The following is a 17,679-nucleotide window of genomic DNA, read 5'->3' on the forward strand; positions in this document are numbered from 1 at the left end:
GGCGTCAGTCGGACGCGCCGCCCGCAGAGCCGATCCCCTTGTCCCCGGTCGGGTCCTGGCCCAGGCGGTCGCGCAGCTTGGCCTCGACCTCGGCGCGGCGCTTGTCGTCGACCTCCAGCGTCAGCACACGGTTCCACTGGAAGCCCGCCTCGCGTTGGCGGCCCACCGCCCAATAGGCGTCGCCCAGGTGGTCGTTGATCTCGGCGTTGGCCGGCTCCTTGTCGACAGCGCCCTCCAGATTGACCACGGCCGCCTCATACTGCCCCTGACGGAACTGGGCCCAGCCGAGCGAGTCCTGGATATTGCCGTCCTTGGGATCGGCGGCGTGCGCGCGGGCGATCATGGCGGCGCCCTCCTCGACCCGCGAGCCCGTATCGACCCACAGATAGCCGAGGTAGTTCAGCAGGGTCGGATTGTCAGGCTGCATCTGCAGGGCGGCCCACAGCTCGGCCTCCGCCTCGGTGTCCCGGTCCAGCGATTCATAGGCGGCGCCGCGCAGGAAATGGACCTCGAAGCCCTGATCCGCCGTGTTCAGCAACGGGCCGTTCAACAGCTCCAGCGCCTCTTCGTGCCGCTCCATCTGCAGCAACTGACTGGCCAGCATATAGGCCACCGCCGCCTCGTCCGGCCGTACGGAGGCCGCGCGCCGCAGTTCGGCCAGGGCCTCGTCGTTGCGATCGACCTTGGCCAGGCTGATGGCCATCTGCACCCGGGCGGCCGCGTAAGTCGCCGGCGACGCCTCGCTGACCTCGGCCAGGGCGGCGCGGCCCGCCGGCTCGATGCCGCCCTGGATCAGGGTCTGGCCGATCAGCAGCTGGGTGTTGTCGCTGGGCGCCAGGTTCTGTGCCAGACGCAGATAGACGGCGCCGAACTCATAGGCGCGCTGGGCGACCATCTGGTCCGCAGCGGTGCGCAGCGCCTGGGCCGCGCCCTCACGGTAGTTCACCAAGGCCGGCGGCCGGGCCTTGGACAAGACGCGTTCGCGGCCCTCCATGACCCGGCGGTCGGCGGTGCGGGCGGTGACGGCGGCGTCATACTGAGCCAGGGCCTCGTCGCGACGGCCGCGCCGCTCCAGAAACTCGCCATAAGGCAGACGGAACAGGGCGCCGGCCAGGGCGTGGCTGGTCAGGTCGCGCCATTCGGCGTCGGCCTCGGCGTAGCGGCGGCGCTGCTCCAGCAGGCGCGCGCGATTGCCCCGCGCCACCAGATTGCTGACTGGGTCGAAATCAGCCGGCGGCATGGCCAGGGCGCGGTCCCAGTCCCCGCCGCCGCGGCGATCCAGGCCTGGACATAGAAGCCGGCGCGGTCGTGCGGCTCGCCCACCGGGGCGGCGATCAACAGGGCGTTGGCCCGGCGCGCGTCGCCGCCGGCATAGGCCTGCACCGCCTGCACCAGTCGCCCCGCCTGAACGATGACCGGCGAGACGTCGGGATCGGTCGGGGCGATGCGCCCCGCCTCGTTCAGGTCGCCCGCCAGAAGGGCGGCGGTGAAGGCCTGCTCGCGCACGCGCGGCTGCTCGGGCGTCAGGGCGTAGACGCGGGCCAAGTAATCGGCGCCGGTCGCGCTTTCGCCGCTGGTCAGGGCGTTGCGACCGGCCAGGTAAAGGCCGAAGGCGCTGGTTCGATGGGCGTCCAGCGGGATCGGCGACCATTCGGCGGGAATGGGCGTGACCTTAGGTTCTTCGGGCGTTTGCGGTTCATCGGCGATGATGATGTGCGGAACCGGGTCGCCGTTGGGCTCGGAGTGCGTCTCTACATCCTGGGAGGGGCGTCCTGCGACGCGGCGTCGGGTGGTGCGGGTTCGGGCGGCGCGTCCTGCGCCAGGGCGGGCGCGGCCAGCGACAGCGCAAGGGCGGAAGCCGCTAGGAACAGGACAGGGCGAGAAGAGACGAAACGCATGGCCGGACCCTTCACGCTTTCCCCTGCGCCCGCAAGATCATGTGGAGGAAAAGCACCGCAACGCCTCTCCCTCCCCGTCCCGGGGAGGGTGGCTGAGCCGAAGGCGAAGCCGGGTGGGGGCGGCTTGGCTATTCAAACACCGAGGCCAGGATCGCCCGGCCCTCCCCACCCGGCCGCTGCGCGACCACCTTCCCCGGGACGGGGAGGGAGAAGCCGCGCGCGTGTCTTACATGTTCGGGTAGTTCGGGCCGCCGCCGCCCTCCGGCGTGGTCCAGACGATGTTCTGCGACGGGTCCTTGATGTCGCAGGTTTTGCAGTGGACGCAGTTCTGGGCGTTGATGACGAAGCGCGGATCGGCGCGGTTCGCCTCGTCGGCATAGACGACTTCGTACACGCCCGCCGGGCAATACAGCCGTGCGGGCTCGCCGTACTTGGGCAAGTTGACGTTGATCGGCACCGACGGGTCCAGCAGCTTCAGGTGGGCAGGCTGGTCCTCGGCGTGGTTGGTGTTGGAGATGAAGACGCTCGACAGCTTGTCGAACGACAGCTTCCCGTCCGGCTTGGGATAGGCGATCGCCTTGTGCATCGCCGCCGGCTCGGTCGAAGCGGCGTCGGTCTTGCCGTGCTTCATCGTGCCGAAGAAGGAGAAGCCGCCGGTCAGGTGGTTGACCCACAGGTCGAACATGCCGACCGCCCCGCCCATCATCGTGCCCAGCTTGGACAGCAGGGGCTTGGCGTTGCGGACGACCTTCAGCTCTTTGTAAACCCACGACGACTTGTAGGCCGCTTCATAGGCCTCGAGCACATCGCCCGAACGGCCGGCGATCACGGCGTCATAGGCGGCGTCGGCGGCCAGCATGCCGGTCTTCATGGCGTTGTGGCTGCCCTTAATGCGCGGCACGTTCACGAAGCCCGCCGAACAGCCGATCAGGGCGCCGCCGGAGAAGGCCAGCTTGGGCACCGACTGGAAGCCGCCCTCGGTGATGGCGCGGGCGCCGTAGGAGATGCGGGCGCCGCCCTCCAGATGTTCGGCGATCGAGGGGTGGTGCTTGAACTGCTGGAACTCGTCGAACGGCGACAGGAAGGGGTTCTTGTAGTTCAAGTGCACGACGAAGCCGACGGACACGTAGCGGTCGCCGAAGTGGTACAGGAACGAGCCGCCGCCCGTCTTGTCGTCCAGCGGCCAGCCGGTCGTGTGCTGGACCAGACCGGGCTGGTGCTTCTCGGCCGGGATCTGCCACAGTTCCTTCAGGCCGATGCCGAACTTCTGGGGATCCGCGGCGTCGCACAGGTTGTGGCGGGCCATGATGGTCTTGGCCAGCGAGCCGCGCACGCCCTCGGCGATGAAGACGTATTTGCCGTGCAGTTCGAGACCGGGCTGGAAGTCGCCGGTCGGCTTGCCCTCGCGGTCGATGCCGAAGACGCCCGCGACGACGCCCTTCACCCGGCCGGTCTCTTCGTCCCAGACCACATGGCTGGCGGCCATGCCGGGGTAGACCTCGACGCCCAAGCCTTCCGCCTGCTCGGCCAGCCAGCGCGCGACATTGCCCAGCGAGGCGATGTAGCAGCCGTCGTTGTGCATGAAGGGCGGCAGGGCGAACATCGGCAGCGACGCCTGCCCCTGCGGCCCCAGGACCAGGAACTTGTCCTTGGTCACCGGCGTCTCCAGCGGGCGCCGCGTTCCTTCCAGTCGGGGAAGAGTTCGTTCAGCGCCTTGGGATCAATGACGGCGCCCGACAGGACGTGGCCGCCGATCTCGGCCGACTTCTCCAGCACGGCGACGGAGATCTCCTTGCCGTCCTTCTCGGCCCGCTGCTTCAGGCGGATGGCGGCGGACAGGCCGGCGGGGCCGCCGCCGACGATGACGACGTCATACTCCATGACCTCGCGCTCGGCGCCGACCAGGGCCTCCAGCGGGGGCAGGTTGTCGATGACGGCTTCCTGCCATGCGTTCTTGGCGCCGCCTTCGATCATTTCCTCGGCCATGTCCCCTCAATCCTCATTGTCGTCGTGCTTATTCGCCTTATCGGGAGGTGACGCGGGGGCGGTCAAGGCCTATTGCCTAGGGTCCTATGAACGCCTCCTCCTCGACATGGCCGCCGCAGAGGCCCTGTTCGCCTTCTGGCGCGACGCGGGCGTTGACGCCTGCTTCGAGGACGAGCCGGTCGACCGGACGATCTTTGTCGCCCCGGTCGCGGCCAAGGGCCCCGCCACGATCACGCCCCTGCGCGCGCCCGACGCGGCGCCGTCGGTCGACGAAGCCGCAGCTGAGGCCCGCCGTCTGGCGGCGGGCGCGGCGACGCTGGACGAACTGGCTGAAGCCATCGCGGCCTTCGAGGGCTGCCCCCTGCGCGCCATGGGCGCCCGTCAGGCCGTCTTTGCGCGCGGCAATCCGCAAGGCTCGCTGATGATCATCGGCGAAGGCCCCGGCGCAGAAGAGGACGTGCGCGGCCAGCCCTTCGTCGGGCAGGCGGGACAGCTTCTGGACCGCATCCTGACGGCGGCGGGCCTGTTGGACGAGACCTTCATCACCAACACCGTCTTCTGGAAGACGCCGGGAAACCGCGCGCCGACGCCCCAGGAACAGGCCGCCTGCGCGCCCTTCGTCCAGCGCGCCGCGACCCTGCTGAAGCCCAAGGCGGTGCTGCTGGTCGGGGCGTCGGCGGCCAAGGCCGTGCTGAAGACCGACGACGGCATCATGCGGATCCGCGGCCAGTGGCGCGAATGGCGGCTGTCCGAGGGCGGAATCGCCGCGCCCGCCATCGCCACCCTCCATCCCGCCTTCCTGTTGCGCCAACCCCAGGCCAAGGGTCTGGTTTGGAAGGACATTCTCGATTTGTCCGTCCGTCTGCGAAGCGAAGTGGTTGAGCCGGGCGCCTGATTCAGGCATCCTGCCCTCTTGGAGACCAGTCCGCAGAGCGTCGTAGAATCCCGAATCGAGACGGGGCCGACGCCGACGAAGGGGGCCGCCGCGTCATGTATTCTTTCCGCCGGACGCGTCGCGCGTCTCTGTTCGCCTTCGCCCTGTGCGCCCTAGCTGGGGGCGTCGCCCAGGCCGAGGAAGCTGACTCCTCCCGCCCCTATGTGGCGACGGCCGCTATCGCCGAGGCCTCGCCTACGGCGCTGAGCAGCGAGGACCGCCTTAGCTACACCACCGCCTTCGACGCCCTGCGGCGCGGCGATCTGGAGCTGGCCCGCAGCTCGGCGCGTCAGGCCAAGGACCGCGTCCTTCTGGGTCAGGTCGAGTTCGAGCGCCTGTTCCACCCCAGCCACGTCGCCGCCTATGAGGAGCTGGCGGCCTGGCTGGAGACCTATTCCGACCTGCCGATGGCCGACCGGGTCTATACCCTGGCCATGCGGCGCCTGCCCGACGGCGCGCCCGAGCCCAAGCGTCCGGGCGGCCTGCTGTCCCGCACCTGGGCCAGCCTGACCAGCCCCGGCGACGGCGGGGTGAACGATCCGGCCAAGGCCGCGCGCGTGGCCCTGAACAACGATGATCTGGCCGGCGCCTATGACATGGGCCAGCAGATCGGAGACTGGTGGACGGCCGGGCTGGCCGCCTGGCGGATGGACCGGCACGCCGAGGCCTTCCGCGCCTTTGAACACGTAGCCCAGGACCCGACCGAGGATCCGTGGGTGCGCTCGGGCGGCGCCTTCTGGGCGGCGCGGGCGGCGGCCCAGTCGGGCCGTCAGGAGCGCGTGGTCGAATACCTGCGCCAGGCCGCGCGCTGGCCGGCCACCTTCTACGGCCAGATCGCCCTGCATCAGCTAGGCGAAGAGCCGGTGATCGAGAACTTGGGGCCGCGCTCCTATGAGGCGACGCTGCAGCGCGCCGCCTTGGCGCCCGAGCCGATCGGCGTCGACACGCGCGCGCTCAACGCCTTCATCCAGTCGGACGAGGACGCTCGCCGCACCGTGGCCCTGTACGAAGTCGGGCGACGCAGCGACGCCGAACTGGCCGCCCGCAACGGCCTGCGCGCCGCCAGCGGCGACACCGCGGCGCGCCCGATGTGGGCCGGGCTCTATCGCCTGGTTTCCTCAGGCCGCGCCGCCCAGTCCGAGGCCAGCCGCATCGACGCCCTCCACTACCCGATGCCCGAACTGCAGCCGATCGGCGGCTTCACCATCGAGAAGGCCCTCGTCTACGCCATCGCGCGCAAGGAGACGGGCTTTGACGCCAACGCCCGCTCGGGCGCCGCGCCTATGGGCTGATGCAGGTCATGCCGACCACCGCCGCCCACATGACCGGAGACCAGGGCTATGTCCGCACGCCCCAGCGCCTGCTGGACCCGGCAGTGAACATGAAGCTGGGCCAGGACTATGTGAACCGCCTGTTCCAGATCGAGTCCTTCCAGGGCGACCTGCTGAAGGCGGTGGCCTCCTACAACGCCGGGCCGGGACCGATGCTGGCGGCGATCCGCAAGCTGGGCGCCGACGCCGATCCCCTGCTGCTGATCGAGAGCATCGACGTGCCTCAGGCCCGCGAATACGTCGAGAAGGTCGTCGCGGCCTATTGGATCTATCAGCGGATGATGGGCGGGCCGGTCAAGACGCTGGAGGCCCTGGCCTCGGGCGCGCGCGCCGTGCCGATCCGCCTCGACTACGTCCCGCCCGCCCCGGCGCCGCTTCAGGTGGCCGAGGCCGTGCTGGGCGGCGGCTCGCGCTAGGCGAGCCTGGGGCGCGGCCGCGGGCCGTCACTGGCTGGAGGCGAGCTTCAGCACCACCAGGCCGCTGACGATCAGCACGGCGCCGAGGATGCGCAGGGCGTGATCGGCTCGCCCAGCACGGCGATGCCGACGACGAAGGCGCCCACAGCGCCGATGCCGGTCCAGATCACATAGGCGGTGCCCAGCGGCAGGGACTTCATCGCCAGCGACAACAGGCCGAAGCTGACGATCATGAAGCCGATGGTGCCAACGGTCGCCCACGGCTTGGTGAAGCCTTCCGACATCTTCATCAGGAAGGCCCAGACGATCTCGAACAGACCGGCGAGCAGAAGGAAAATCCAGGCCATGACAGTCTCCCTTGCATGGCGTGCCGGGTCGTCCCGGCGTCATGCCCATAATGGGAGAGGTCGTCCTCTGAGCGCGCTGTATCTGGGACAGGGCCCCCACCAGTCAAGATTTCCGCGCCGAGGAATGCCGATCCGCGCGGAAGTGATGCTCAAAAGCCGCCACTTCGGCCCGGCCAACCTTGACTCCCGGCCCCTCGCGAACGACACGACGCGTCCATGATCACGCGCTATTCCCGCCCCGACGCCGTCGCCATCTGGTCGCAAGAGACCAAGTACAAGATCTGGTTCGAGATCGAGGCCCACGCCGCCACGAAGATGGCCGAGCTGGGCGTCATTCCCACCGAGGCCGCGCAGGCCATCTGGGCCAAGGGCAAGGACGCGACCTTCGACGCCGACCGCATCGATGAGATCGAAAGCGTCACCAAGCACGACGTCATCGCCTTCCTGACGCACGTGGCCGAGATCGTCGGCGACGAGGCCCGCTTCCTGCACCAGGGCATGACCTCCTCGGACGTGCTGGACACGTGCTTCGCGGTGCAGCTGGCGCGCTCGACCGACCTGCTGCTGGGCGGCGTCGACCGGGTTCTGGCCGCGCTGGAAAAGCGCGCCAAGGAGCATAAATACACCCCGACCGTGGGCCGTTCGCACGGCATCCACGCCGAGCCGGTGACCTTCGGCCTGAAACTGGCCGGCTATCACGCCGAGTTCCAGCGCGCCAAGCGTCGCCTGATCACCGCCCGTGAAGAGATCGCCACCTGCGCCATCTCGGGCGCCGTTGGGACCTTCGCCAACGTCGATCCGGCGGTTGAGCAATACGTCGCCGACCAGATGGGCCTCGCCGTCGAGCCGGTCTCGACCCAGGTCATCCCGCGCGATCGCCACGCCGCCTATTTCGCCGCCCTCGGCGTCGTCGCCTCCTCCGTCGAGCGTCTGGCCGTCGAGATCCGCCACCTGCAGCGCACCGAAGTCCTCGAAGCCGAGGAGTTCTTCGACAAGGGCCAGAAGGGCTCGTCGGCCATGCCGCACAAGCGCAACCCGATCCTGACCGAGAACCTGACCGGCCTGGCCCGTCTGGTCCGCTCGGCCGTGACCCCGGCGATGGAGAACGTCGCCCTGTGGCACGAGCGGGACATCAGCCATTCCTCGGTCGAGCGCGGCATCGGCCCGGACGCCACCATCCACCTGGACTTCGCCCTGCACCGTCTGGCGGGCGTGATCGAGCGCCTGAACGTCTACCCCGAGAACATGCAGAAGAACCTCGACCGCCTGGGCGGCCTGGTCTTCTCGCAACGGGTCATGCTGGCCCTGACCCAGGCGGGCGTCTCGCGCGAGGATGCCTATGCGGCGGTTCAGGAGAACGCCATGAAGGTCTGGCGCGGCGAAGGCGTCTTCATCGACTTCCTGAAGGCCGACCCGCGCGTCACCCTGCCCCACGACCAGCTCGAGGCGCTGTTCGACCTCGGCTACCATACCAAGAACGTGGACGTGATCTTCGCTCGGGTGTTCGGCGAGGCCTGAGCCTCTGTATAGAAAGCCAGGGGCCATCACGGCCCTTGGCCCCGGCGCTCCGCCTGCCCTATGAGGGAATATCGGCGTGATCCCACGCCCCGGAGCGCCCGCACGATGTCCCAGCCGCCCCTTCGCCTGAACCCCGCCCTCGACGTTCAGAAATATGCGGACGTCTATGCGCGCGACGGGCTGGTGCAGATTCCCGACGTGTTCGAGAAACCGACGGCGGAACTGATCAGCGAGATCATGGAGACCTCCCTGCCCTGGTCCCTAAGCTTCTCGGGCGAGGACGGGCGGCCGGTCAAAATCCCGATGGAGGCCCTGCAAGGCGCGGCGGGGGACCTCAGGGAACAGGTCGCCGCCCTGATCCAGCGCAGCGGCAAGCAGTACGGCTTCATCTATTTCAACTTCGGCATGGTGTCCGCCTACAACAGCGGCGAACCGCGCGCCAACCATCCGATGCACCCGGTGACCAGCTTCCTGATGGGCGAGGAATCGCCGCCTTCGGCCGTCAGCTAACCGGGTTCCGGCGCGACCGGTGAGCACGGCCCGCCGGGTCGGCTTTGCGCCCGTCGTTGACGAGCGCACATGCGTCCTGATCCTCGGCAGCCTGCCGGGCGACGCCTCGCTGAGCGCGGGTCAATACTACGCTCACCCGCGCAACGCCTTCTGGCGGCTGATGGAGGCCTTGCTCGGCGCGCCGCTGGCCGCCCGGCCCTACCCGGCGCGGCTGGAGGCGCTCCTGGCGCATGGCGTCGGCCTATGGGACGTGATCGCCTCGGCCGAGCGTCGCGGCAGTCTGGACGCCGCCATCCGCAATCCCGAAGCCGCCGATCTGATCGACTTGACGGCGCGTCTTCCGGCCTTGCACGCGGTCGCCTTCAATGGCGGAACGGCGGCGCGCGCGGGGCGGCGCATCCTGGAGGGCGCGACCACGGCCGCCCTGCTCGACCTGCCGTCATCCAGCCCCGCCCACGCGCGGCCCTTCGAGAAAAACTGGCGCAGTGGTCCACTTTGAGCCCCTATCTGGCCGCTGGGCGCACATGATCGGCGCGGCCCGTTCACGTGTCGCGCCGGAAAATTTGATCGCCGCCGCATCCTTTTGGGGTTCTGAGTCGTAATCCTTCCCGACACGGGCGCCGCCCGTTCATCGAAGGAGAGAAGCCATGATGACCCATCGCACCGCCGCGCTCGCGGCCGTTTCGAGCTTCGCCCTGCTGGCGCTGGCCGCCTGCGGCCAGAACGAAGCCAAGCAAGAGCCAGCCCCCGTCGAGGTGGCGCCGCCGCCCATGACCTCCGCCGCAACCGAGCCGATGGCCGGCGGCGCAGCGATGAACCCGTCAGACAATCTGGTTGCCAACGCCTCCAAGGCGCCGAACCTGACCACCCTGGTCAGCGCGATCCAGGCCGCCGGTCTGGCCGAGCGCCTGCAGGGTCCCGGCCCCTTCACCGTCTTCGCCCCCGATAACGCCGCCTTCGAGAAGATTCCCGCCGCGACGCGCGAGGGTCTGATGCAGCCGGCGCAGAAGGCCGCCCTGACCAAGATTCTGACCTACCACGTCGTGCCCGGTCGCCTGACCGCCGCGGACCTCGCCGCCCAGGCTCAGGCCAACGGCGGGACGGCCACCCTGACCACCGTTCAGGGCGAGAAGCTGACGGCCAAGGACATGGGCGGCGGCAAGTGGGAGCTGACCGACGCCAAGGGCGGCAAGGCCATGGTAACCCAGGCCGACATGGCTCAGTCCAACGGCATGGTGCATGTCATCGACACGGTGCTGATGCCGAAATAACCGGCGAGCCCATCGCTCAAAAGCAAAAGGCCGCTGCCGATCGCCGGCAGCGGCCTTATGTTTTGGTCAGCCTCTGAGGATGAGGCCGCCGTTTTGAAGTCCCCATCAGGAACTCAGCCGCCAAGCTCCCCGGGCTGATCCAGCGGCTTATTCGCCGGCGCGGATCTGTTCGCGGGCGATCGAGGCCAGTTCGTCCATCTTGGAGCGCAGCTCGCCCTCGGAGACGGTCAGACCCGAGCCCTTGAAGTCGCCGGCGACCTTGCGGAAGACGTCTTCCTCACCCGGCTGTTCGAAGTCGGCGCGGACCACGGCGGCGGCGTATTGCTCGGCGCTTTCCGGCGACAGGCCCATCTTCTCGGCCGCCCACAGGCCCAGCATCTTGTTGCGACGCGCGATGGCCTTGAATTCCTGTTCCTGATCGAGGGCGTATTTGGCCTCGAAGGCCTGTTCCCGATCGTCGAAGGTCGTCATGCGCGTCGTAACTCCAGCCGCGGACCAAGTCTTGTCCGCAAACGGCTCTATGGCCCCCGCCGCGACCGAACGCAACTGGGCTTCCGTGGCGACGCTGACGTAAGGGCGCTTCAGGATATTTGTGTCACAGACGCCCTTCGGCTAAAGGGCGCGTGGCTCTGTCATAGCCGCCGTCGATTCAGGACCGCGCCGCCCCGACCTTCGGGCCGCGCGTTTTTCGTTTTGCGGTCATCTGTTTTTCTTCCCGTTCGGGACCCGATGATGAACACCAAGCGCAAGAAGCTCTACGAGGGCAAGGCCAAGATCCTGTACGAGGGACCTGAGCCCGGCACGCTGATCCAATACTTCAAGGACGACGCGACCGCCTTCAACGCCCAGAAGAAGGCGACGCTTGAGGGCAAGGGCGTCATCAACAACCGCATCAGCGAATTCATCATGTCGCGCCTGAACTCGATCGGCGTGACCAACCACTTCATCAAGCGCCTGAACCTGCGCGAGCAGTTGATCCGCGAAGTCGAGATCATTCCGCTGGAAGTCGTCTGCCGCAACGTCGTCGCCGGCTCGCTGGCCCAGCGCCTGGGTCAGGAAGAGGGCACGCCCCTGCCCCGTTCGATCATCGAATTCTACTACAAGAAGGATGAGCTGAACGACCCGATGGTGACCGAAGAGCATATCACGGCGTTCAACTGGGCCTCTACCCAGGAACTGGACGACATCCTGGCCATGACGGTGCGGGTGAACGACTATCTGTGCGGCATGTTCGGCGCCGTCGGCATCACTCTGGTGGACTTCAAGATCGAGTTCGGCCGCGTGTGGGAGAACGACTTCAGCCGCGTCATCCTGGCTGACGAAATCAGCCCCGACTCGTGCCGCCTGTGGGATTCGACCACGGGCGAGAAGCTGGACAAGGACCGCTTCCGCCGCGACATGGGCGACGTCATCGAAAGCTACACCGAGGTGGCCCGCCGCCTCGGCATCATGAAAGACATGCCGACCGTGATTCAGGGAGGGCTGCATTAATGGCCAAGGTTAAAGTTCACGTCTTCCTCAAGCCCGGCGTGCTGGACGTCCAGGGCAAGGCGGTCGAAGGCGCTTTGCAGGGTCTGGGCTGGAGCGGCGTCGCCAACGCCCGCGTCGGCAAGCTGATCGAGTTCGACCTCGACGACGCCGTCGCCGACAAAGAGGCCGAGGTGAAGCGCATGTGCGACACCCTGCTGGCCAACACGGTCATCGAAAGCTACCGGATCGAAATCGCCTGAGGCGGTAAGAGATCAGACGATCAAGGCCGCCCGAAAGGGCGGCCTTTTTCATTTCCTCCCCATGCAATGGGGAGGTGGCGCGAAGGCGCAGCCGACGTGACGGAGGGGCCGCTTGGTTCCGCTGCCGTAAAGCCCCTCCCACCGCTACGCGGTCCACCTCCCCATTGCATGGGGAGGAAAGCCCCTACCCGCACAGATAATCCCGGCTCAGCGGCACGGCCGTCTGCTTCTTGGACAGCTGCAGCTGGAACACCATGTGGCCCAGTTCGCGGAAGGCGACTTCGCTGCAGGCCAGGTAGAACTCCCACATCCGGCAAAAGCGCTCGTCATACATGGCCAGGGCCTCGCCGCGCCGGGCCAGGAACCGCTCGCGCCAATGCAGCAGCGTCTCGGCGTAGTGCAGGCGCAGGATCTCCATATCCGTGACCCACAGGCCCGCCTGCTCGATAGCGGGCAGCACCTCGGACAGGGCCGGGATATAGCCGCCGGGGAAGATGTATTTGCGATCCACGGCTGGGTGCGGTTGGGCGGCGAGTTGCGGCCGATGGCGTGGATCACCGCCACCCCGTCGTCGTCCAGCAGGCGGGCGACGGTGGCGAAATACTCCTGATAGTTCGGCGCCCCGACGTGCTCGAACATGCCGACCGAGATGATGCGGTCGAAGGTCTGGTCGAGGTCGCGATAGTCTTGAAGGCGGAAATCGGCGCGATCGGCGACGCCCAGGGCCGCCGCCCGCTCATTGGCCGTGCGGTGCTGTTCGGTGGACAAGGTGACGCCCGTCACGCGCGCGCCGCGCTCGACCATCGACAGGCCCAGCCCGCCCCATCCGGCGCCGATGTCCAGGGCGGTATGACCCGGCTCCAGCAACAGCTTGTCGATCAGGCGGCGCTTCTTGGCCGCCTGCGCCTCTTCCAGAGTGGCGGCCGGCGTTTCGAAGAAGGCGCAGGAGTATTGCAGGTCCTCGTCCAGAAACAGGCGATAGAAGTCGACTGTCAGATCATAGTGGTGGTGGACGTTGCTGCGCGCGTGCAGGCGGTCGTTGGCCTGCTCCGCCCCGCGACGAATTCGCTGGAGCCAACTCAGTTTCGGCGAGCGCTGCCGCAAGGCTAGTTGCGAACTGGTCAGCCGCAGGAAGTCATAGATGCTCCCGCCCTCGATGCTGAACGTCCCGTCCATGAAGCACTCGCCCAAGGCCAGGTCGGGGTTGGCGGCGATGGCGACCGCCGCCTTCATGTCCGCCAACACGGCCGTGAGTTCCGGTTCGCCCGGCCCCGCCGTCAGCTCTCGACCGTCCGGAAGCCGCACCCGGATCGCCCGCGTCTGAAAGGTTCGGTCCAACAGGGCTTGCAGCATCCCGTTCCTCCGCTCATCAAGACAGCTTGACTTAAGCTGGGGACAGAATGTCGCGCGGCAACGCCCGTGGCGAGTCTTCCGTTAGCCTAGAGATCGAATCCGCCGCCAAGGGAGAGGGCCGCCATGAGCTTCACCGTCACTTCGACCGATTTTTCCGACGGAGGCGTCCTGCCCGACGCCCAGGTCAAGGCGTTCGGAAACACCTCGCCGCAACTGTCGTGGTCGGGCGCGCCGGAAGGGACCAAGAGCTTCGCCGTCACCTGTTACGACCCCGACGCCCCCACCGGCTCGGGTTTCTGGCACTGGACGGTCGCCAACATCCCCGCACACGTCCGTGAGCTGGCCGCCGGCGCGGGCGCCGTGGGCGGCGCCGATCTGCCCAAGGGCGCCGTGCAGGGCCGCACGGATTATGGCGAGGCGGGCTTCGGCGGCGCCGCCCCGCCCCCGGCCACGGCCCGCACCGCTATATCTTCACCGTCTTCGCGGTCGACGTGGAGCGTCTGGACGTGACCGTGGACAACTCGGGCGCCGTTTTCGGCTTCAACCTGCATTTCCACACCCTGGCCAAGGCGTCGATCACGGCGACCTACGAGAACCGGGGCTAAGGCTCGGCGGCCGACATGCATCAAGCGCGACTGTCGGCCATGCCCGACCTGCTGCGGCGGCTGCTGGACCAGCCCCTGCGCCCCCTGACGCGGGCGCGCCTGCCGGAACGCGACGCTCTCTATTTATTCTATCACGGCGAGGAGCCCGTCCTGGTCGGCAGCCCCCGCATGTGGACGAGGTCCGCACCCTGGCGCCGTCCGTGCGGCTGGCCCAGACGGTCTCGGCGCGCGGCCTGGGGACGCCCGACGTATCGACGCGCGCCGTCCCGCCGCCGCCCATAGCCGCGCGATGGCTGCGACTGGGCGACGAGGAGGATCGCGTCCTGCTGGAGCTGTACGCCGCGCAGTCCCTGGGCCTGTCGGTGTCTCATCCGCGCATCAAGGCCGGCCTGGCGGGTTGACGACGAACGCGTGACGGGCGTGGGACCGGAGGCGCGCTCTGGGTCTTCGCACTGTTTGGCCCGGGCATGATGGCGGGCAATCTGGGCGCCTGGGCCGCTGACCGCTTCGGCGTGGCGGTGCTGACCGGCGGTGGCGGCGGTCTGGGGCTGCCCCTCGACCAGCTGGGTCGGAGCGGCGCTGTCGCTGGGCGCGTTTGCGGTCTGGCTCATCGCCTGGCTGACCGGGCGCGGCAGAACATCGTGATCATAACCGCTCCTCAAGCGTTGCCATAAGCAGCGAAGAGTGCTTTTTCCCCAGACTGCGAGAAACCAGCGTTTCTTGCACAGAGGGGAAGGCTCAATCATGAATATTACGCCAGTCGCCGGGCGCGTGCGACGCGTGCTTCTCGGCGCCGTCGTTGCGATGGGGTTGGCCGGTCCGGCGTTTGCTCAGACCTTGTATGTCGCCAACGCCGGCTCCAACACGGTTTCGATCATTCGTCCCAATGAGGGGAACTCGATCCATACCGTGGCCGTCGGGGCCACCCCCCAGGGCATAGCCATCTCGCCCAATGGCGCTCGCGCCTACGCCGCAAACGCCGGCAGCAGCACTGTTTCGGTCATCGACACCGCCAGCCACACCCAATTGACCAGCATTACCGTCGGAACCACGCCCTATAGCGTGGCGATATCGCCCAACGGCGCCCGCGCCTACAGCGCCAACTTCGGCTCGGACACCGTCTCGGTCATCGACACGTCGATCAATAAAGTCATCGCCACTGTGACGGTCCAAGACGGCCCCATCAGCGTGGCCGTCTCGCCCGACAACGCCTTTGTTTACGCGGTTAACTTCAAAAGCAGCAGCGTCTCCGTCATCCAGACGAGCGACAACGCCGTGATTAAAACACTGTCTATTCCGTCCGGCTCATCTAAGGCGGCCTACCACGTAGCGTTCTCCAAGGATGGGAACTTCGCCTACGTCGTCGACGCTCAAGGTCCCACGGTGACGAAGATCAGAACGAGCGATCACACGGTGATGGGCACATATGCGACCGGCTTGACGCCTCACGCCTCGGCGGTGCATCCGAACGGAACTTCCGTCTATGTCGCCAGCTACGGGAGCAGCGGCGTCGTCTACGGCTATGACACGACGACTCTCGCTGAGACAGCCGCCACCAACGTGGGATCGAACCCTCACTCGCTGGCTTTTTCCAGCGACGGATCGCGGCTCTACGTCGCCAACTACGGCGCCCATGGCGGCGGGATTCCCGGAACGGTGTCGGTCGTCAATACGGCCACGAACACCGTGGTCGACACCATCACGGTCGGCGTCAATCCTTCCAGCATCGCGGTAGGCCCCACGACCACCTCGACCCCCGCCGCCGTCCCGACCCTGACGGAGTGGGCCATGATCCTGCTCGCCATGGCGCTGGCGAGCTTTGCGGCCCTGACGCTGCAGCGCCGTCGTCAGACAGCCTGAACCGGGCGTTCGCTCTGACAGGAAAGGCCGCCCCGCCGTGGGCGGCCTTTTCATTTTGCGGCCCCGCCTGACATTCCCGCCGAAGGGTGCTAGGAGGCCCGGCCATGAGCGCAGCCGTCATTGTTTTTCCCGGTTCCAACTGCGATCGCGACTGCAAGGTCGCCGTCGAACGTTCCACTGGCGAACAGGTCCAGATGGTCTGGCACGCCGAGACCGAACTGCCCAAGGGCCTCGACCTGATCGTCCTGCCGGGCGGCTTCTCCTACGGCGACTATCTGCGCTGCGGCGCGATGGCGGCTCAGGCCCCGATCATGCAGGCGGTCAAGAAGGCCGCCGACGACGGCGTCACCGTGGTCGGCATCTGCAACGGCTTCCAGGTCCTGTGCGAAGCCGGGATGCTGCCGGGCGCCCTGATGCGCAACAGCAGCCTGAAATACATCTGCAAGCCGATCAGCATCACCGTCGCCAACGGCCAGACCCGCTTCACCTCGGGCTATCAGGGCCAGCGCGAAATCGTCATGACCCAGGGCAACGCCGACGGGAACTACTACGCCGACGAAGAGACGCTGAAACGCATCGAGGGCGAGGGCCAGGTCGTCTTCCGCTACGTGGACAACCCCAACGGCTCGGTCGCCGACATCGCCGGCCTGCAGAACGAGCGCGGCAACGTGCTGGGGATGATGCCTCACCCGGACCGTGCGTTCGAAGCCGAACTGGGCAGCGCCGACGGCGCCACCCTGTTCCAGAGCATCTACGCGGCCGTTTAAGGCTCCTTGCGATCCAGGACGCTGGTGCTGCGGCCAGCGTCGCCGACCTCGACCTCTTCCTCGACCGGTTCGCCGTCCTCATCGGTCGCGCGCTCCAGGGTGCCCTCGGCCCCGGACTCGTGGATGGCGGCCAGTTCGCGGGCGCCGACGCCCAGGCCCTGTTCGAGGGCGCGGTTGGTCTCGACCTCCTCTTCAAGCGTCTGCTCGATGGGTTCCGGCTTGTTTGGGTCAGGCATGACGACCTCCTTCTCAATGACCTGAAAGCAAGGCGGGAAGGCGGGCGGCGGTTCCATCGTGGCCCGATGAACCTTCTGGGCCCCGGCGCGTAGTTAAGGCGAAGCTGAGCCGGAGAGACGCATGATCGCCATCGAACGCCCCACGCCCGCCCAGCGGACACGCCGCCTCGCTGTCCTGGCCGCCGCCGTCTTCGCCGTCATCGTGCCCGTTGTGCAGGCTTTGGGCGGTTTCGGCCTGAGCCAGGCCGAGTTCGCCGCCGACGGCAACCAAACGCTGCGGGTGGCCGGCTACGCCTTCTCGATCTGGAGCCTGCTGTATCTGGGAATCCTCGTTTACGCCGGGCGTCAGGCCCTGCCGCAGACAGGCGAGAGCGTCCTGATCAACCGCATGGGCTGGCCGTCGGCCGTGGCCTTCTTCGGCATCGGCTTCTGGATCGTCATGGCGGCGATGAACCTGAAGGCGGCCAGCGTTCTGGTCATCTTCGCCGCGCTGCTGGCCCTGCTGCTGCCGATGCTGGCCAGCGCGCGCGCCATTCGGGCGACCGGGGCGATGGAGCGGGACCGCTGGTTCGTGATCTGGCCGCTGGCGGCGCTGGCCGGGTGGCTGACGGTCGCGGCGCCGCTGAACCTGATCACCGTGGCGACGGCGTTCGAGGCCCTGCCCGCCGCCCTGTCACCGACCGGCTGGGCCGTGGCGGCCGTCGTCGTCACCACCCTGGTCGGGATCGGCGTGACCTGGGCGCTGCGGACGATGGCCTATCCCCTGCCCATCGCCTGGGGTCTGGTCGGGGCCTTTGTGGCCGAGCAGGAGATCAAGCCGGTGCTGGCCTTCACCGCCCTGGCGGCGGCCTTCGTGCTGGTGGTGGCGGGGGTCATTGTCACCTTTGGTCTGAGACGCGGCGTCGAACGCCGGTGAC

The 17,679-nt window shown here is 67.7% G+C and carries 20 protein-coding genes and 4 pseudogenes; 16 read left to right on the forward strand and 8 right to left on the reverse strand.

Annotation, left to right across the window (positions count from 1 at the left end; genetic code table 11):
- Window positions 1-4: 4 nt before the first annotated feature.
- From V8F63_RS01150 to V8F63_RS01160, 3 genes and pseudogenes are all read right to left on the reverse strand, one after another.
- Window positions 5-1,240, reverse strand: a complete 1,236-nt coding sequence (locus V8F63_RS01150; protein ID WP_392354277.1) for a tetratricopeptide repeat protein — start codon at window positions 1,238-1,240, stop codon at window positions 5-7.
- A complete protein-coding gene (locus tag V8F63_RS01155) occupies window positions 1,126-1,545 on the reverse strand; it encodes a hypothetical protein (protein WP_392354278.1) in 420 nt (139 codons plus the stop codon). Before V8F63_RS01155 ends, V8F63_RS01150 begins: the two co-directional genes overlap by 115 nt.
- A gap of 579 nt (window positions 1,546-2,124) precedes the next feature.
- A pseudogene (locus tag V8F63_RS01160) lies at window positions 2,125-3,779 on the reverse strand (electron transfer flavoprotein-ubiquinone oxidoreductase).
- Between the two features lie 211 nt (window positions 3,780-3,990).
- Here V8F63_RS01160 and V8F63_RS01165 point away from each other — a divergent pair.
- From V8F63_RS01165 to V8F63_RS01175, 3 genes are all read left to right on the forward strand, one after another.
- Window positions 3,991-4,779: a uracil-DNA glycosylase gene (locus V8F63_RS01165; RefSeq protein WP_392354279.1), complete on the forward strand. Its 789-nt coding sequence runs from the start codon at window positions 3,991-3,993 to the stop codon at window positions 4,777-4,779.
- Between the two features lie 95 nt (window positions 4,780-4,874).
- Complete coding sequence (locus V8F63_RS01170) at window positions 4,875-6,110, forward strand: lytic transglycosylase domain-containing protein (protein WP_392354280.1); 1,236 nt, start codon at window positions 4,875-4,877, stop codon at window positions 6,108-6,110.
- The gene (locus V8F63_RS01175; protein WP_392354281.1) at window positions 6,110-6,565 is read left to right on the forward strand and encodes a transglycosylase SLT domain-containing protein; all 456 of its coding nucleotides are present in this window, start codon (window positions 6,110-6,112) and stop codon (window positions 6,563-6,565) included. The genes V8F63_RS01170 and V8F63_RS01175 overlap by 1 nt, the downstream gene beginning before the upstream one ends.
- 27 nt (window positions 6,566-6,592) lie before the next feature.
- Here the strand turns inward: V8F63_RS01175 and V8F63_RS01180 are convergent.
- Window positions 6,593-6,912 (reverse strand): annotated as a pseudogene (locus V8F63_RS01180) (multidrug efflux SMR transporter).
- Between the two features lie 216 nt (window positions 6,913-7,128).
- Between V8F63_RS01180 and purB the strand changes: the two are divergent.
- From purB to V8F63_RS01200, 4 genes are all read left to right on the forward strand, one after another.
- A complete protein-coding gene (gene purB / locus V8F63_RS01185; RefSeq protein WP_392354282.1) occupies window positions 7,129-8,430 on the forward strand; it encodes an adenylosuccinate lyase in 1,302 nt (433 codons plus the stop codon).
- Between the two features lie 105 nt (window positions 8,431-8,535).
- Window positions 8,536-8,940, forward strand: coding sequence for a hypothetical protein (locus V8F63_RS01190; RefSeq protein ID WP_392354283.1), 405 nt, complete (start codon window positions 8,536-8,538; stop codon window positions 8,938-8,940).
- A 19-nt stretch (window positions 8,941-8,959) separates the two neighbouring features.
- Window positions 8,960-9,439, forward strand: a complete 480-nt coding sequence (locus V8F63_RS01195; RefSeq protein WP_392354284.1) for a DNA-deoxyinosine glycosylase — start codon at window positions 8,960-8,962, stop codon at window positions 9,437-9,439.
- A 148-nt stretch (window positions 9,440-9,587) separates the two neighbouring features.
- Window positions 9,588-10,211 (forward strand): fasciclin domain-containing protein, encoded by a 624-nt coding sequence (locus tag V8F63_RS01200; RefSeq protein ID WP_253120631.1) that lies wholly within the window; start codon window positions 9,588-9,590, stop codon window positions 10,209-10,211.
- A 147-nt stretch (window positions 10,212-10,358) separates the two neighbouring features.
- Here the strand turns inward: V8F63_RS01200 and V8F63_RS01205 are convergent, their stop codons facing one another.
- Window positions 10,359-10,682: a DUF1476 domain-containing protein gene (locus tag V8F63_RS01205; RefSeq protein ID WP_025977837.1), complete on the reverse strand. Its 324-nt coding sequence runs from the start codon at window positions 10,680-10,682 to the stop codon at window positions 10,359-10,361.
- A gap of 261 nt (window positions 10,683-10,943) precedes the next feature.
- Between V8F63_RS01205 and purC the strand changes: the two genes are divergently transcribed.
- Entirely contained in the window at window positions 10,944-11,702 is a 759-nt protein-coding gene (purC, locus tag V8F63_RS01210; protein ID WP_119413497.1) for a phosphoribosylaminoimidazolesuccinocarboxamide synthase, read from the forward strand.
- The gene (gene purS, locus V8F63_RS01215) at window positions 11,702-11,941 is read left to right on the forward strand and encodes a phosphoribosylformylglycinamidine synthase subunit PurS (RefSeq protein WP_025977839.1); all 240 of its coding nucleotides are present in this window, start codon (window positions 11,702-11,704) and stop codon (window positions 11,939-11,941) included. The genes purC and purS overlap by 1 nt, the downstream gene beginning before the upstream one ends.
- A 184-nt stretch (window positions 11,942-12,125) precedes the next feature.
- Here purS and V8F63_RS01220 read toward each other — a convergent pair whose 3' ends face one another.
- Both V8F63_RS01220 and V8F63_RS01225 read right to left on the reverse strand, forming a co-directional pair.
- A complete protein-coding gene (locus V8F63_RS01220) occupies window positions 12,126-12,452 on the reverse strand; it encodes a class I SAM-dependent methyltransferase (protein ID WP_392354285.1) in 327 nt (108 codons plus the stop codon).
- A gap of 71 nt (window positions 12,453-12,523) precedes the next feature.
- A pseudogene (locus V8F63_RS01225) lies at window positions 12,524-13,117 on the reverse strand (cyclopropane-fatty-acyl-phospholipid synthase family protein); the annotation flags it as partial.
- Here V8F63_RS01225 and V8F63_RS01230 point away from each other — a divergent pair.
- The 6 genes and pseudogenes from V8F63_RS01230 (at window position 13,083) to purQ (ending at window position 16,526) form a co-directional block, all read left to right on the forward strand.
- Entirely contained in the window at window positions 13,083-13,265 is a 183-nt protein-coding gene (locus V8F63_RS01230; protein WP_392355129.1) for a hypothetical protein, read from the forward strand. The pseudogene V8F63_RS01225 and the gene V8F63_RS01230 overlap by 35 nt on opposite strands.
- A 152-nt stretch (window positions 13,266-13,417) precedes the next feature.
- Window positions 13,418-13,899: pseudogene (locus V8F63_RS01235) on the forward strand (YbhB/YbcL family Raf kinase inhibitor-like protein).
- Window positions 13,900-14,069: 170 nt separating this feature from the next.
- A complete protein-coding gene (locus V8F63_RS01240; protein WP_392354286.1) occupies window positions 14,070-14,300 on the forward strand; it encodes a hypothetical protein in 231 nt (76 codons plus the stop codon).
- A gap of 66 nt (window positions 14,301-14,366) precedes the next feature.
- On the forward strand, window positions 14,367-14,573 hold the full coding sequence (locus tag V8F63_RS01245; RefSeq protein WP_392354287.1) for a hypothetical protein: 207 nt from the start codon (window positions 14,367-14,369) through the stop codon (window positions 14,571-14,573).
- 10 nt (window positions 14,574-14,583) lie between these two features.
- Window positions 14,584-15,759, forward strand: a complete 1,176-nt coding sequence (locus V8F63_RS01250; RefSeq protein WP_392354288.1) for an IPTL-CTERM sorting domain-containing protein — start codon at window positions 14,584-14,586, stop codon at window positions 15,757-15,759.
- A gap of 104 nt (window positions 15,760-15,863) precedes the next feature.
- Window positions 15,864-16,526, forward strand: coding sequence for a phosphoribosylformylglycinamidine synthase subunit PurQ (gene purQ / locus V8F63_RS01255; protein ID WP_134581502.1), 663 nt, complete (start codon window positions 15,864-15,866; stop codon window positions 16,524-16,526).
- Here purQ and V8F63_RS01260 read toward each other — a convergent pair.
- Window positions 16,523-16,762 carry a hypothetical protein gene (locus tag V8F63_RS01260; protein WP_227157761.1) on the reverse strand — a complete coding sequence of 80 codons (240 nt, stop codon included), beginning with the start codon at window positions 16,760-16,762 and terminating at the stop codon, window positions 16,523-16,525. The genes purQ and V8F63_RS01260 overlap by 4 nt on opposite strands.
- 121 nt (window positions 16,763-16,883) lie before the next feature.
- Between V8F63_RS01260 and V8F63_RS01265 the strand changes: the two genes are divergently transcribed.
- Entirely contained in the window at window positions 16,884-17,678 is a 795-nt protein-coding gene (locus V8F63_RS01265; RefSeq protein WP_253120638.1) for a hypothetical protein, read from the forward strand.
- The last annotated feature ends 1 nt before the right edge of the window (window position 17,679 follow it).

This window comes from Brevundimonas sp. LF-1, assembly GCF_037055305.1.
Taxonomy (GTDB): Bacteria; Pseudomonadota; Alphaproteobacteria; order Caulobacterales; family Caulobacteraceae; genus Brevundimonas; species Brevundimonas sanguinis.